Genomic DNA, 15,050 nt, shown 5'->3' on the forward strand with positions numbered 1-15,050 from the left:
CGGGTTGGCATGTTCATTTCTTAGGGGCGCTTATGGCAAATGTTTTGTTTTACTAATTCTAGTGGCGAGCAAGCCAGTGGCACTCACTAAGACAGCGAAGATTCTATGTAAGGATATGATAACTCACCAGCATGTAAATTCAGGAAGTAGATCAACACTTGAGCAGATTTTAGGAGTATTTTAACTGTCAATAGGTTATACACTTAAAAATTGCTGTTGGGTTAGAAGGATTTCCGTGCTGAAATGTCTCAGTTGATGCGAGTCTAAAATGATAAGGAATCTCATGGCAGTAGCTCCTCAAGTTTTTCCACACACAGCTATTTCTACGTGGAGCGGATTTGTCTATCAGGGTAAAGTGGCGTTGTACCATTGTCTGAAAATTATGTCTTCAGATTATGAAGCGAGTCGGGGCTTGAAACTGCAGTTAGAAAGCCAAGATGACTTCGCGATTTTTCATCACCAGCAATGTCTATCCATGCATCAGGTCAAAGCTTACAAAGATACGCGCTTTTCAACCTACAGCGATGGCATTACAACTCAACGGGATAATGCGAGGCAGCGAGGAGTACCGCTCGCTTATTTTCATGTGGCTCGCGCAGTAACGAACATTCCGGCAACATTTGAGGCTGATTATGGACCAGTGAGATTTTATACTTACCCGATTCCGCCTGACATAAAAGAGGATGTCACACAATCCTTTTGCCCACTGATAGAGGTGGACAGATTGATTCGGAATAAACTTGCTAGCCTACTTTCTGACGTTGCAGTACTGCCCGCTTGGAAAATCAATCTCGTTTCAAATATTCAGAACTCGCTTGAAGCTATAGTAAATTCAAAGGTCATCATGACTCACAGTCGCATACACGAGTCTGTTCGTCATCAGGCCACAATCGCAGCCAGCGAATTCATCGAGTTTTCTGAGCTGTATGGTGTAATCGAAGCAGATGATTATGCTCCGTTTGAGAATGAGGCATTTTTTCTTAGCCGTCTGCAGATTGATATTGGCACATACTACCATGAGTTTTGTGAATGCCTAGGCGATCTCTCCCAGGCTGCATGTCAAAAGTTAGACGACTATCTGGCTGATATCGCTGCGCTAGATGTTGAAGGAATGAAGGCCTTTCTGCGAGCAACTATGCCGCATAAAAAGGGGCGTTTTAAAACACTTAGCGAATTTAAGGACCAATCACTTGATCGTGATGCAATGCGGCTTGGGATGTTTACGATTTTCAGTACCCTAATTCAGGCTGCACGAAATGAGGGCTCTGATGTCGCATTCTCTTGGCTAGATGATGGGATTTTCTACTATCCAACAGGTATTCACCATGCTGCAGAGCATCAGGAAAGTATCTGTCATGACATCATGCAACAGGCAATTAGCGAAGATGTAGAGTGTTTATTCGAATGCGGTGTACTTATCACCAGCGCTATAGACAGACCTTCAATCTCAAATGTCCTTGTAGGTATCGACGCCACTGAAGGGGTAGATACCGCTGAACATGAATTACTAAGGGAAAACCGCATTGGGAATTATAAGAAGGTAGCTATGGTTTCTTTGAGCAATGTACCTGAGAGTTTAAAAGATGCAGAACCTGATTGAGAAATTAATGGAATCAGAGGGATTGACGCGTAACCTCTCTACAGACTTGGCCTTATACGAACAAAGTATACCGGGAAAGAAAAATTTCTGGTTAGTAGTTTTTGGCGAGCCAATAATTACACCTGAAATTCAAGCTGGGTGGCTGAATGAATGTAAAAAAGCAACATCTGATCCTGCGCTCGAGAAAAATATTAATTTATTGATTGTATGGAACACTGACAGTTCAAGTGTACTTTCTAGTAAAAGAGTTCATCATGCGGAAGAAGATAGTTACTTCTTCAAGAAACACGTACTTCCCTATACCACTTTAGAGCTTGAAGCCTTATATCAGCAAGTGGCTATTCAAGGGTTCGCGACAGTATTTCGTGAATTAATTACTTTTCCTAACACCTTTACCGAATATAAATCCCATTATCTACAAGGTGGATGGCAAAGCCTGCTGTACAGGCTTGCAATAAAACTGCCTTTTATCGCAATTAATTCTTTCGGTAATTCTGATTTAAATATCCTTGAACGAAGTATTAATGAAAAAATTCAGTGTGCAGATAATCCTGCTCTACTAACTACAATCGACTCAATTATTGACACTTTAGCTGAACAGATTATATCTGCAGATGTGTTACCGGAAGAATTATTGAGCTTCATGGATGATAAATTATCGGAGGCAGGCTATGAAATTGATCGTTAAACGCCTAGGAGTTCGTAATTTTAAAGTCTTTGAGAGACTAGATTTAACCCTTGAAAGTGAACATCTCGTCATTCTTGATGGCCCAAATGGTTTCGGTAAATCATCTTTTTTTGATGCTCTGGAACTGTTACTTACAGGAAAAATTCGGCGCTATATTGAACTAGAAGAACTTACAGTAGATAGACGTAGCTTGAAAATGGGTTGCCCTTGGTTATTCAAACAAGCAAGAGATGATGCTTGGCTTTCAATCCGTGCCGAAATATTGATTGATGGTGCGAGTTGTTTTCTCGAGAGAGCTGCCAGCAAAGTAATGTTAGATGAACATAAAGGCGTTGCTGATTTAAAAATTCCTCTTTATAAATTAGCTGATTTTAACGCGGAGCGAGGCGAAGCTATTTCACAGGAAGAGTTATATTTTTCTGCCTTGCTCGGAGAGCAATATCAGCGTGATTTTGAATTGTTTCATTATGTAGAGCAAGAAGAAAATACCCGGTTACTAAAACAAAAGGAAAAAGATAGGCAGTGCCAGATTGCACACCTGTTCGATATTGGCGATATTCAGAAGAAAATTAGTAACATAAACTTGGCGTCAACAAAAATTGGTAAGCTATGTAATTCACAGAAATATGCAGCATTAAACCAACTCAGAGATAAATGGGAATCGGCTAAACAGAAGTTGTTACCAGTAGGTAATTCGGTTGCATATGAAAAGATGATTAAGATTACAAATCAGCCATGGGACCGTGATGTTGTGGAGGTTGATGCACAACAATTCGAACAGTGGTTATCAGCAGATGGAGAGTTGTTTCGAATTCGACGTTTTATTGAGAACTTCGAACATTATGAAAATTATCTTTATAACAATGAATTCTTGAAAAAACTTCTTCCCAAACAGGAGTTACAACAACGATTTTTGATGTTTTATCTGTCTCTTGAACAAAGGAACAAGTGGCAGGACGAAGTTACTTGTTTTGAATCTGCTTCGGCACTAAGTGACGCGTTTAAAGACACAATTAAGGCCATTAGTGAAGATCGTTTGGCGATCACTGCTCCGCTATTCACGCTCCTCCCGGAAACCATATTGCCAGAGAAATTTCATGAACAGGTTGCTGGGCTCAAGTTAAAATTAGCTAGTGCAAATAAAGTTCAGGAATGTTATGCGAATTTGCTCCAGACACGTGAGCAAATGATCAGCGTTTTCAAAGAACATCAATCTCACTGTGATTTAACGAATATTTGTCCAACATGTGGGCATCTTTGGCCGACGGCAGATGAATTGTTTAGAGGAATTGAAAACCAACGTATAACACTTGAATTGTTAGCCGAGCAACAGAATGATCAATTCTCACAAGCATTAGCTAATTTTAGACGCGATTGGCAGGAGCCAGTTGAAGCTGCACTGCGGACATATATTGAGCAAAAGAAAGAAGGTATTGAACGTAAGCGCCAATTAATGACCCTGTCAGAAGAACAAATTCAGTGGTTAGAAAATTATTACAAACAACTAGTGGCTGCGGGTATTAATCTTCAAGGGTTATTGTCCGAGAATTTTGAGCCTGTAACGCAACATGCGATAGATGAACTTGAAGGTCGGATTCGTGAAAGAATTAGACGAGTGGACGATAGCCGTATCCATGATGATTTTGAGAGGATTTTCCGCGAAGTCTTTAATAACGATCCTCTAGTTGTTAAAGGTGTAACGATCCAAAAAATTGAATCAAAAAAAAATTATTTAGGGCAGCAGCAATCTATTGCATCGTCTAAATATGTTTCAGAATGTGAGATGGAATATAATAATTGTGAGTTACTAATCAAAAAGGCCGAAAAACTGAAAGGGCATTTGCAGAAAATAAAAAAAATCTATGAAAGCGAAAAGAAATTGTATCTCGAGTCTATAGTTAAAGAAATTGAGATTCTTTTCCATATTTATTCAGGTAGGCTTATGCAAAGTTATCAGCAAGGACTGGGTATCTTCATTGAAAATGATGGTAATTCTATCGCTTTTAACGAAACGCCTGGTCATGAGCATGATGCCGTCTTTTCCATGAGTTCGGGGCAGCTTTCAGCATTAGTGTTATCATTTACACTTGCCTTGAATCAGCGATACGCCAAACACTCTTTGTTGCTGGTGGATGATCCTGTTCAGACTTTAGATGAAATTAATGTGGCAGGTTTTGTTGAATTATTACGCACCGAATTCAGAGATCGCCAAATAATTATGTCAACACATGAAGAACGTATGTCGGCCTATTTTCGTTATAAATACAAGAAATTTGGCATGTCAGCCGGTAGAATCAACTTTATGGAAGAAGCACGGACAGCTATTGACGCGAATTAAATCTAAAAATTCCGCCTTCATTGAAGGCGGTGATGTTTTAATTTCAATGCATCTAATGCAGCATTACATTTAATCTGCGTTGAGCGATCAATAAAAAGCCATATTTTTTATAAACTCAGTTAGTACCTAATTGGATATTTCTTTTGAATTTTTTATTTGCATTTGTGAAGTGTATTGATGTTTAAAATTAAAGTTATCTAGCCTGTAAACAAGATGATGTTTAAATCTTTAAAATCAACCTATTACTCTCATTACTTTTACTCCATCTCCAATCCTACTATTATCATTTGCATTCGTGACAAAATCAGCCCACCATTGCATCATCGGGCGGCGCTGCTCAAGATAATCACTGCGGTTATAGGCCCGGCGGACCTCATTTTTATCCACATGCGCAAGTGCTGCCTCAATTACATCAGGCGAAAAGCCTTGTTCATTTAGGGCTGTACTGGCGATAGATCGCAGACCGTGTGATACAAGGACCCCACCGAAACCTGCGCGTTTTAGTGAAGCGTTAACAGTCTGGCTGTTCATTGGCTGGTTTGGTTTGATACGGCTAGGGAAGATAAACTCCCTGTTGCCGCTTAACGGCTTAATCATCTCCAGAATAGCCACAGCTTCATCTGACAATGGGACAGTATGGTCACGGTTCATTTTCATTCGTGATGCGGGAATTTTCCATTCTCGTGCTTCCAGATCAACTTCTTCCCAGCGGGCCTCAGCCGCTTCGGCAGGGCGGGTAATTGTGAGAAGTTGCCACATGAACAGGCATCGTGTGAAAAGACTAATGTTGGCTGTTCGCATCGTCTGCATCAGTTGAGGTAGCTGATCCGGCCGAATGCTGGGCATGTTCTTCTTCTGTGGCTTCTCAAATGCCTTGCCAATGTTGACACTGGGCACCGCATCAATCAGGCCTGTGTTCTGGGCATATATCATAACTTCATTGATACGTTGGCAAAGACGGCGGACGGTTTCCAGTGCTCCTCTGGCCTGAACAGGTTGAACGGCCTGAACCAGTGTATGAGCTTTAATATCTGTAACGCTGACGTCACCAATCGCAGGAAAGATATCTCTCTCAAGGGAGCGCCAGATATCTTCTGCGTAGTCCTCGGTCACACTGGCTTTCTTCACATTCCACCAACGTTCAGCTACAAGCTGGAAAGTATTGGTTTTAGCTTCCAGCGAACTACGCAATTGTTCTTGCTGGTGCTCCTGTGGATCGATTTGTTTCGCCAGAAGAGAACGAGACTCTGCCCGGTAGTTTCTGGCATCGGCAAGCGTAACTGCCGGGTAGGGACCTATGCTCTTCTTCGCACGTTTCTTGGTGACAGGGCGAATATAGCGAAACTGCCAGATTTTACTCCCGCTGGATTTGATCAGTAGCTCAAGGCCATCGCCATCATAGAGCACATAGTCCGCTTCCTTAGGTTTAGCAGATTCGATTTCCTTGACGGAGAGAGGTTTGGTTTGTCTTGCCATTGCCGGGGTTCCATAGTTTTAGGCACCTCAAAAACAATAGAGCTTTATGAGGTGCCTAACAAGGTGCCTAAAAGGTTCGGATTTAATTAGTTGAGTTCGGACTTCGGGGGACAAATTGAGGGCACAAAAAAGCCCGCAGGGCTTGCGCCATGCGGGCTCTTAGGACTTCATCGGATGACTCTGGTAATCACCGATGGAGAATTTTGGTGGAGCTGGCGGGAGTTGAACCCGCGTCCGAAATTCCTACATCCTCAGTACTACATGCTTAGTCAGTCTTTACATTCGCCTGGCAGCTGCGGACAGACACGCCACTGACAGACTATCCTGATTAGATTTAACGCTTCAACCCCAGGCAAGGCATCCACGCGATCTCTTTTGGGTTTGACCTCTCTTGATCCCCGTCCTAAGAGCGGAGGCTAGGGAGAGAGGGCTCTAAGCAGGTTATTAAGCTGCTAAAGCGTAGTTTTCGTCGTTTGCGACTATTTTTTTGCGGTTTTTTAGCGAGGCCTACCGCACCTCGGCATGCACCTTGGGTTTCGCAAATCCCGTCGAATCCAGAATCAGCCCCAGGAACCAACTACTCTAGCAAAAAACTTGAAAACTATCCAGCGATTAGCGGTTTCGATTTTTCATAATGCGCGCTTTATCGAGCTTCCATTCGCGCTCTTTAATGTCGTCGCGCTTGTCATGCTCTTTCTTACCGCGCGCCACGCCAATCTTTAGCTTGCACCAGGCGTTCTTCCAGTAAAGCGACAGTGCGACAACGGTATAGCCTTCACGGTTAACGCGGCCATAGAGCGAGTCGAGTTCGCGCTGGTTAAGCAGCAGCTTACGGTTGCGCGTCGGATCGCAGACAACGTGCGTCGAGGCGACGGCCAGCGGCTGGAAGGTTGAGCCGAACAGATAAGCTTCGCCATCGCGCAGCAGAATGTAGCTGTCGCTGATGTTAGCTTTACCCGCACGGAGCGATTTGACTTCCCATCCTTGTAGCGACAATCCCGCTTCGAATTCCTCTTCAATGAAGTATTCATGACGGGCGCGTTTGTTAAGGGCAATAGTGGCAGAACCGGGTTTATGTACTTTTTTCTTTGTCATAGTGCGGCGTATTTTACATCACTTAGGCGGCCATCGCACCCCTTGTCCAGCGGGGCACCGGGAAACGGGATATTCTAGCACACCTCTCAATGCGGGGAATTTTTGTTTGATCGCTGGAAATGCTACAATTCAGCGGTTTTGTGATGAACAGGAACCATTATGGCTCAGATTAGTCGTTCAGCGCTGGTGCCCTTCAGCGCTGAGCAAATGTACCAACTGGTCAACGATGTGGATGCCTATCCACAGTTTTTGCCGGGCTGTACCGGTAGTCGCGTGCTGGAATCCTCTGAAAATCAGATGACGGCTTCGGTAGACGTCTCCAAAGCGGGCATTAGTAAGACATTCACCACGCGCAACACGCTTACCGATAATCAGCGCATCCATATGCAGCTGGTCGACGGGCCGTTCCGCAAGCTTACCGGCGGATGGCAGTTTATCTCGCTGGGCGATGACGCCTGCAAGGTTGAGCTGAGCCTCGATTTTGAATTCACCAACATGCTGGTGGAGATGGCGTTCGGCCGCATCTTCAAAGAGCTGGCCAACAGCATGGTGCAGGCTTTCACTCAGCGCGCTAAAGAGGTCTACAGTGCCTGAGATTTCCGTTGAGGTGGTTTACGCGCTGCCGGAGAAGCAGTATCAGCGCGTGGTCACGCTGGAAGAGGGAAGCACCGTCGAGCAGGCGATCGTCGCATCCGGCCTGCTTGAGCTGCGCCGCGACATCGACCTCAGCCAAAACAAGGTGGGCGTATTTAGCCGCCCGGTTAAGCTGGGCGATACGCTGCAGGAAGGCGACAGGGTAGAGATCTACCGTCCGCTCATCGCCGATCCTAAAGAGCTGCGTCGTCAGCGCGCTGAGCGTTCAGCTGGTGGCAAGAAATAGCAACGGTCAGCACAGACTGCCAGAAAAGCAAAAGGCGCCAGCGGCGCCTTTTTTGTTGCGAGTTCGATCAGTCCTTCGCTGCAGTCAAATTCGGCTTGTTGTCGATATTGGTCAAAATGCCGTTGCTGTCGAAAGTCAGGGTCAGCGTCTGCTGCTTCACGTTTTCATGGCCTGGCTCCTGACGGAACACGTAATACCAGACGTTGCTGCCGAACGGATCGCGCATCATCGGCGTACCGAGCGTATAGGCGACCTGCTGCTGCGTCATGCCGTTGTGGATTTTCGCCACATCGTTGGCGACCAGATAGTTGCCCTGGTTGATATCTGGGCGGTAAACCACGCGCTCAAGGGTGGAGCATCCGGCGGTCATCATCAACATTACCACTGCCGCGGCAGTCAGCGTTTTACAGCGCATCTCTACATTCCTTTTCTGGGGCCAAACGCCTTTTTCTCAGGCTGTTTTTTTGCCATCAAATTCTGAACTCTGCCTGCGGCAGGCTTTATTATTCAGGCGACATAAGTAGCCGATGATAATAAACCTTTTCGCTATTGGAAACCTCTACATCGACAGAGCAAGCATATGACCACGCAGCGGGAAGAAAGTGCGGCTGTTACGCCGCTAAAAGTTCTTTTGCGTTCGCGAGGGTATTACGCGTGACCTCGCTGCCGCCCAGCAGACGCGCCAGCTCCTGCAGGCGCGCACGCTTGTCCAGCGCCTGCATATGGGTCTCGGTCATCGCGCCATCGGTCTCTTTGCTGACAAAGAAGTGCTGATGGCCGCAGCCCGCCACCTGTGGCAGATGGGTTACACACATCACCTGGGTCGACTCGCCCAGCTGGCGCAGCAGACGTCCGACGACGGCGGCAGTCGGACCGCTGATGCCCACATCCACTTCGTCGAAAATCATCGCCGGCGTTTCCATCTTCTTCGCGGTAATCACCTGAATGGCCAGCGCGATACGCGACAGCTCGCCACCTGACGCCACTTTACCCAGCGGCTGCAGAGGCTGGCCTGGGTTGGTGGTCACCTGGAAGTCGATACGCGTGGCGCCGTCCGCCGTGAGGTGGTCGGGATTGAACGCCAGCGCAATAGTAAAACGGCCGTGAGGCATAGAGAGCTGATGCATACTTTGCGTAATCAGCTGCTCAAGTTCGGCGCCATATTGCTGACGCTGCTGATGCAGATGCTCAGCGCTGCGCAGTGCAGACTGATAGTGTTCACTCACTAACTCCTGCAAGCTCTCCTGATCGCTCTCCTGCTGCGAAAGCAGTTCTGCCTCCGTCAACAGCTGCTGATGCAGCTCCGCCAGACCTTCCGGCGCGACGTGGTGTTTACGCGCCAGCGCGATATAGCGCGAAATGCGCTGCTCCAGCTCATACAGGCGGTTGGGATCGAGATCGAGCCGGTCAACGTAGTGACGCAGCTCGTCGCTCGCCTCGCTGAGCTGAATCGCCGCTTCTTCCAGCATATTGAGCACGCCGCTCAGCTTGTCGTCCAGCGTCACGACCTCGGTCACCATCTGACGCGCGGTGTAGAGCAGGCTGTTGAGGTTGCTGTCGTCACCGTCGGCGAGCAGCTGCAGCGCCTGCTGGCTGGTAGAGAGCAGCTGACCGCTGTTGGCGAGGCGCTTGTACTCCTCGTCGATCTGCTCATACTCGTTCGCCTGCGGCGCAAAATCGTTGAGCTCTTTCAGCTGATACTGCAGCAGTTCGCGGCGCGCCTCGCGCTCTTGCGACAGCTGCTGATGCTGCGCCAGATTACGGCAGCTCTGATGCCAGGCCTGATAGTCGCTGCGCATCTGGCGCAGCAGATCGTCATGGCCAGCGTAGGCGTCAAGCAGGTGTTTCTGATGGTCGGATTTAAGCAGGAGCTGGTGAGCATGCTGGCCGTGGATCTGAATCAGCAACTGGCCCAGATCGCGCAGCTGCGACAGCGGTACTGCGGTGCCGTTGATAAAGCCGCGTGAGCGGCCGTCGGCGCTGATGACGCGGCGCAGCAGGCACTCGTTGCCGTCATCCAGCTGATTCTCCTCCAGCCAGCGCTGCGCAGAGGGCGAGGACTTGAGGTTGAAGCGGGCGCAGAGGTCAGCGCGCGCGGCACCCTGACGCACCATGTCCGCCTCGGCGCGACCGCCCAGGCACAGACCGAGCGCGTCGATGGCAATAGACTTACCCGCGCCGGTTTCACCGGTAATCGCCGTCATACCGCGTTGGAAATCAATGTCGAGCTCACGAACGATAGCGAAATTACTGATGGTCAGCTGTGCCAGCATAGAATCACCTGTATGGAAAAACAGATATGGTTTTTCGTACAGTATAAACTGGTTTTTTATCCAGTAAAGAGGGCGCGCTTAAATTAGAACAATTTTTTCGACCAGCCTAGTTTTGAGCTTAGCGTGTTGAAATAGCTGTAGTTTTTAGGGTGAATCAGGTTGAGATGGTTCTCGCTGCGGCGGATCAGCACATCCTCGCCTTCCTGAATGGGCAGGGCGATCTGGCTGTCGCAGCTGATTTCGAGATCGCTGCGGCGTGACGAAAAGCGCAGGCGGATAGTACTGCTGCTGTTGATCACCAGCGGCCGCGCTGACAGGGTATGCGGGAACATCGGCACCAGCGCGATGGCGTCGAGCGAAGGGGTTAAAATCGGGCCGCCTGCCGACAGCGAATAGGCGGTCGAGCCGGTCGGTGTAGAGATAATCAGGCCGTCAGAACGCTGCGAGAAGGCGAACACCTCGTCGATATAGACCTCGAACTCGATCATGTGCGCCACTTTGCCGGGGTGCAGCACCACCTCATTGATCGCCAGGCCGAGGCGCGGCGAGCACTCATCTTTGCAGACGCGCGCTTCAAGCAGAAAGCGGCTTTCGACGAAATAGTTTCCCTGTAGCACCTCGTCCAGCTGCTGCTGCGCGTTGTCGGGATCGAGGTCGGTGAGAAAGCCGAGGTTACCGCGGTTAATGCCAATCACTTTGATATCGTAGCGCGCCAGCACGCGCGCCGCGCCAAGCATATTGCCGTCGCCCCCGACCACCACGGCGAGGTCCGCCTGTTGTCCAATCTCCGCCAGCGTGCCGGTCTGGGCATCCTGAAGATTGAGCTCCTGCGCGATCTGCTTCTCAATAATCACTTCATAACCTTTGGACGTCAGCCAGCGCCACAGCATCTCATGCGTGGTGAGAGCGGTAGGGTGACGCGGATGGCCTACAATACCAATGCAGTTAAAGTGTTTGTTCATTTGGTGGGTCTTTCCTCATAAGCCAAAACGGCAAGGCAATGTGATGGGTTCCCTTGAAACCGTCAAACCGATCCCCATAATAAGCGGACTGGCGAGATGAATGTGCAAAACGCGGAGAAATTCATGAGTAGTAAAGAACAGAACACCCCAAACGAGCAAGTCTCAGACGAAATTCAACAGGATCAGCAGCAACCTCAGGAAGCGGAGACGGCAGTAGAGGTGGATCCGCGTGATGAGCGTATTGCGCAGCTGGAAGCTGAACTGGCACAGTTGCAGACCGGCGTACGTGACGCGCAGCTGCGCGCGCAGGCGGAAGTGGAAAATATCCGTCGTCGCACCGAAATTGACGTAGAGAAAGCGCACAAATTCGCGCTGGAAAAATTTGCGAACGAGCTGCTACCGGTTATCGACAGCCTTGAGCGCGCGCTGGAAGTCGCAGACAAAGAGAACCCGGAGCTGGCGTCGATGATTGAAGGGATCGAACTGACCCTGAAATCGCTGCTGGGCGCCGTGCGCAAATTTGGCGTTGAAGTGGTTGGCGATACCAATGTGCCGTTCAACCCGGAAATCCATCAGGCGATGTCAATGATGGAGTCAGATGACGTGGCGCCTAACCATGTGATGATGGTGATGCAGCGCGGCTATACCCTGAACGGTCGCCTGCTGCGTCCGGCGATGGTGGCTGTCGCGAAAGCGAAAAGCTAAGCAGTCAACGCACGTCAGACGGCCGCCCAGTGAGGCGGCCGTTTTTATTTGCGGCTCAGCTGGCGGGCAGCTGCGGCATCCAGTCGATGGGCTGCTCGCCCGCCTGCTTCAGCAGCTCATTGGCCTGCGCAAAATGGCCGCAGCCAAAGAAACCGCGATGAGCGGAAAGCGGAGAAGGATGCGGCGCCTGTAAAACGTGATGACGCTGGCGGTCGATAATGCTGCCTTTCTTCTGCGCGTGCGATCCCCAGAGCAAAAATACCACGCCTTCGCGATGTTCATTAATCGCGGCAATGACGTTATCGGTAAAGGTCTCCCAGCCGAAGCGTGCATGGGAATGCGCCTTGCCCGCCTCCACGGTTAATACCGTATTTAGCAGCATCACGCCCTGTTTCGCCCAGCTTTCGAGAAAACCGTGCTGCGGACGCTTAAAGTCGGGAAACTCCTGCTCCAGCTCTTTATACATATTCTGTAAAGAGGGCGGTACCGGCACGCCGGGCAGTACCGAGAAGGCGAGGCCGTGCGCCTGATTCGGGCCGTGGTAGGGATCCTGGCCCAGAATCACCACCTTGACGTCGCCCAGTTCGGTGAGGCGAAAGGCATTGAAAACATCTTTCTGCGGCGGATAAACCGTCACGCCAGCCGCCCGTTCATTCGCCACCAGCTTCAGGGTTTCGGTGAAATAAGGCTTCTCTTTCTCTTCGGCCAGCACGTCGTGCCAGGTCAGTTTATCCGTCATGGTCTGCTACCTTATAGATCGATGCGATTAGCTTAACGGTTCCCCGCACCAGGTTGAAGGTAAAAATATTTGAAATTTACAAAGTATTTTTTAGCCAAAAATTTATCTGAATCAATTAATTGAAATTAGCAGTGAAAAACGTGGCTGTGAAAATTGACCGAGGTCAAAACCATCGCGAGAAGCGAGTGTTATATCAGGGCGATAATTTGATTTACTCACCGCGCTGAGCAGGATAGCGCCATGTTCTGGAGAACTAATTATGATCACTGGCATTCAAATTACTCAAACCAATAACCCTGATCTACTGCACTCTTTCTGGCTGATCGACGATGAAAAAGCGGAAGCACGCTGCCTGTGCGCGAAGGCAGGTTACGAAGAAGATCAGGTTGTCGCCGTGAGAGAGCTGGGCGAATTTGCCTGGCGCGAAGTGCCAATGGAGATGAAACCCCAGGTACGTATCGAAGGCGGTCAGCACCTGAACGTTAACGTCCTGCGCCGTGAAACGCTGGAAGATGCGGTAAAGCATCCTGAGAAGTATCCGCAGCTGACAATTCGCGTCTCAGGCTACGCGGTGCGCTTTAACGCGCTGACGCCGGAGCAGCAGCGTGACGTAATTACGCGCACCTTTACCGAAAGCCTGTAACCTGGCAACTTTGAACGCGTGAAGAAAAAGCGCCCACTGGATTGTTAATGGCAGGTTATTGAGAGGAATGGATATTTAACCTTTTCAACCCTGGCGGTGCAGTAATAATCGGGCGCTTTGGCTATTAGCCTTTATCCGAAGCGAGTCATCGCTGTTTTACCTGCTTAACTAAAAAAAATCGCCTCAATCGAGGCGATTTTTTTATAGCGATGCTGATTTATTCCGCATCGCCGCTGGCTGGCGCGGCAGCGCTTGGCTTGCGGCGTTTGCCCACGTTTTTGGCGTCGCGATGGCGCTTTTTCACACGCGGTTTTTCCGCCTCTTTCTCTTTTCGCTCTTTACGCTTCGCCAGCGCCTTTTTCGACGGCTTTCCAGTGGTTTTGGCGGCTGGCGCGCGCGTTACCGGACGCAGCTCGTCGATCACGCGCGGTTTCAGCGGTTCATTCAGATAGCGGCTGATCTTGCCCAGCAGTAGATGATCGTGCGCTTCCACCAGCGACAGCGCGGTGCCCTTACGTCCGGCGCGCGCGGTACGGCCGATACGGTGCAGATAGGTATCGGCGGTGCGCGGCATATCATAGTTAATGACGTGGCTGACATCTTCGATATCAATGCCGCGTGCGGCGACGTCGGTCGCCACCAGCACATTGACGCGGCCGTCAGTAATACGTTTGATCGCTTCGGTGCGTTTAGCCTGCACCATTTCGCCTTCCAGATAGCAGCAGCGGATCCCCGCATCGTGCAGCCACTGCACCAGCTCGTGCAGACGCTCGCGCTTGCGCACGAACACAATTGAACGCGTAGCGTCCGGTTGCTTCAGCAGGTGGATCAGCAGCCTGGTTTTATGCTCCAGGTCGTCGGCGCGATAGTACCACTGCTGGATTTTTTTACGCTCGCGACGGCTGGGGTCGGCTTCGACTTCAACCGGATCGTTAAGCAGACGCTCGGCAAAATCTTTAATCGCGTCGCCTTCCAGCGTCGCGGAGAAGAGCATGGTCTGCTTACGCCAGCGGGTTTCGCCCGCAATGGTTTCGATATCCTGCGCGAAGCCGAGATCCAGCATGCGGTCCGCCTCGTCAAGGATCAGCGTCTCGACGGCGCGGCAGTCGAAGTTCTCTTCTTTAATATACTGAAGCAGACGTCCGGTGGTCGCCACGACCACATCCTGGTTCTCGCTGAACACTTCCGCGTGGTTCATATAGGCCACGCCGCCGGTGATGGTCGCGATATCGAGATGGGTATGCTTCGCCAGCTCGCGCGCGTGATCGGCAACCTGCATCGCCAGTTCCCGCGTTGGCGTCAGGATCAGGATGCGCGGCGGCCCCGATTTCTTGCGCGGAAAATCGAGCAGATGCTGCAGTACCGGCAACAGGTACGCGGCGGTTTTCCCGGTGCCGGTAGGCGCCGAACCCAGAACGTCGCGGCCCTCCAGCGCGGCCGGGATCGCCTCGGCCTGAATGGCGGTAGGGCGCGTGAAGCCTTTATCCTGCAGGGCTTCCAGCAGGCTTTCGTCGAGTTCGAGTTCGGAGAATGTGGTTACTGTCATGGTCTACCTCAGTTTGGGGCGCTGATTATAGACAGATCGCACGCAATCTTCATCTGTTAATCCGCGCCGTCCAGCCCATTACGTGTATTCCTCACGCCGTCACGT

14 protein-coding genes and 1 other RNA gene are annotated in these 15,050 nt (G+C 49.9%); 7 read left to right on the forward strand and 8 right to left on the reverse strand.

All coding sequences use genetic code 11. The features are described from left to right. The first annotated feature begins 283 nt into the window (after nucleotides 1–283). Genes ACR6A7_RS14185 through ACR6A7_RS14195 form a run of 3 tightly spaced genes read left to right on the forward strand, consistent with a single transcriptional unit; the run spans nucleotide 284 to nucleotide 4,626 of the window. Nucleotides 284–1,600: an ABC-three component system protein gene (locus tag ACR6A7_RS14185; RefSeq protein WP_434125555.1), complete on the forward strand. Its 1,317-nt coding sequence runs from the start codon at nucleotides 284–286 to the stop codon at nucleotides 1,598–1,600. Then, complete coding sequence (locus ACR6A7_RS14190) at nucleotides 1,584–2,288, forward strand: ABC-three component system middle component 1 (protein ID WP_434125556.1); 705 nt, start codon at nucleotides 1,584–1,586, stop codon at nucleotides 2,286–2,288. The genes ACR6A7_RS14185 and ACR6A7_RS14190 overlap by 17 nt, the downstream gene beginning before the upstream one ends. After that, nucleotides 2,272–4,626, forward strand: a complete 2,355-nt coding sequence (locus ACR6A7_RS14195) for an AAA family ATPase (RefSeq protein WP_434125557.1) — start codon at nucleotides 2,272–2,274, stop codon at nucleotides 4,624–4,626. Before ACR6A7_RS14190 ends, ACR6A7_RS14195 begins: the two co-directional genes overlap by 17 nt. Before the next feature lie 234 nt (nucleotides 4,627–4,860). Here the strand turns inward: ACR6A7_RS14195 and ACR6A7_RS14200 are convergent, their stop codons facing one another. The 3 genes from ACR6A7_RS14200 to smpB all read right to left on the reverse strand — a co-directional run bounded on the left by ACR6A7_RS14200 (nucleotide 4,861) and on the right by smpB (nucleotide 7,197). Continuing rightward, a complete protein-coding gene (locus ACR6A7_RS14200) occupies nucleotides 4,861–6,102 on the reverse strand; it encodes an integrase domain-containing protein (protein ID WP_434125558.1) in 1,242 nt (413 codons plus the stop codon). Between the two features lie 204 nt (nucleotides 6,103–6,306). Then, nucleotides 6,307–6,670: a transfer-messenger RNA gene (gene ssrA, locus ACR6A7_RS14205) on the reverse strand. 44 nt (nucleotides 6,671–6,714) lie between these two features. Next, nucleotides 6,715–7,197: an SsrA-binding protein SmpB gene (gene smpB / locus ACR6A7_RS14210; RefSeq protein ID WP_033754058.1), complete on the reverse strand. Its 483-nt coding sequence runs from the start codon at nucleotides 7,195–7,197 to the stop codon at nucleotides 6,715–6,717. A gap of 159 nt (nucleotides 7,198–7,356) precedes the next feature. Here smpB and ACR6A7_RS14215 point away from each other — a divergent pair, with 159 nt between their 5' ends. Further along, a complete protein-coding gene (locus tag ACR6A7_RS14215; RefSeq protein WP_033754055.1) occupies nucleotides 7,357–7,791 on the forward strand; it encodes a type II toxin-antitoxin system RatA family toxin in 435 nt (144 codons plus the stop codon). Beyond that, nucleotides 7,784–8,077 carry an RnfH family protein gene (locus ACR6A7_RS14220; protein WP_033754051.1) on the forward strand — a complete coding sequence of 98 codons (294 nt, stop codon included), beginning with the start codon at nucleotides 7,784–7,786 and terminating at the stop codon, nucleotides 8,075–8,077. The genes ACR6A7_RS14215 and ACR6A7_RS14220 overlap by 8 nt, the downstream gene beginning before the upstream one ends. Before the next feature lie 67 nt (nucleotides 8,078–8,144). Here the strand turns inward: ACR6A7_RS14220 and bamE are convergent, their stop codons facing one another. From bamE to nadK, 3 genes are all read right to left on the reverse strand, one after another. Continuing rightward, entirely contained in the window at nucleotides 8,145–8,492 is a 348-nt protein-coding gene (bamE, locus tag ACR6A7_RS14225; RefSeq protein WP_048786769.1) for an outer membrane protein assembly factor BamE, read from the reverse strand. Nucleotides 8,493–8,688: 196 nt separating this feature from the next. Continuing rightward, nucleotides 8,689–10,350 carry a DNA repair protein RecN gene (gene recN, locus ACR6A7_RS14230; RefSeq protein ID WP_434125561.1) on the reverse strand — a complete coding sequence of 554 codons (1,662 nt, stop codon included), beginning with the start codon at nucleotides 10,348–10,350 and terminating at the stop codon, nucleotides 8,689–8,691. An 83-nt stretch (nucleotides 10,351–10,433) separates the two neighbouring features. Further along, a complete protein-coding gene (gene nadK / locus ACR6A7_RS14235; RefSeq protein ID WP_434125562.1) occupies nucleotides 10,434–11,312 on the reverse strand; it encodes an NAD(+) kinase in 879 nt (292 codons plus the stop codon). Between the two features lie 123 nt (nucleotides 11,313–11,435). Between nadK and grpE the strand changes: the two genes are divergently transcribed. After that, nucleotides 11,436–12,017, forward strand: coding sequence for a nucleotide exchange factor GrpE (gene grpE, locus ACR6A7_RS14240; RefSeq protein ID WP_033754166.1), 582 nt, complete (start codon nucleotides 11,436–11,438; stop codon nucleotides 12,015–12,017). 55 nt (nucleotides 12,018–12,072) lie between these two features. Here the strand turns inward: grpE and ung are convergent, their stop codons facing one another. Continuing rightward, nucleotides 12,073–12,756: a uracil-DNA glycosylase gene (gene ung / locus ACR6A7_RS14245; protein WP_434125563.1), complete on the reverse strand. Its 684-nt coding sequence runs from the start codon at nucleotides 12,754–12,756 to the stop codon at nucleotides 12,073–12,075. A 259-nt stretch (nucleotides 12,757–13,015) separates the two neighbouring features. Between ung and grcA the strand changes: the two genes are divergently transcribed. Next, on the forward strand, nucleotides 13,016–13,399 hold the full coding sequence (grcA, locus tag ACR6A7_RS14250; RefSeq protein WP_434125564.1) for an autonomous glycyl radical cofactor GrcA: 384 nt from the start codon (nucleotides 13,016–13,018) through the stop codon (nucleotides 13,397–13,399). A gap of 217 nt (nucleotides 13,400–13,616) precedes the next feature. On the opposite strand, the gene srmB is transcribed toward grcA, so the two are convergent. Then, nucleotides 13,617–14,945, reverse strand: coding sequence for an ATP-dependent RNA helicase SrmB (gene srmB, locus ACR6A7_RS14255; RefSeq protein ID WP_434125565.1), 1,329 nt, complete (start codon nucleotides 14,943–14,945; stop codon nucleotides 13,617–13,619). Between the last annotated feature and the right edge of the window lie 105 nt (nucleotides 14,946–15,050).

The organism is Pantoea phyllosphaerae, assembly GCF_051025595.1.
Taxonomy (GTDB): domain Bacteria; phylum Pseudomonadota; class Gammaproteobacteria; order Enterobacterales; family Enterobacteriaceae; genus Pantoea.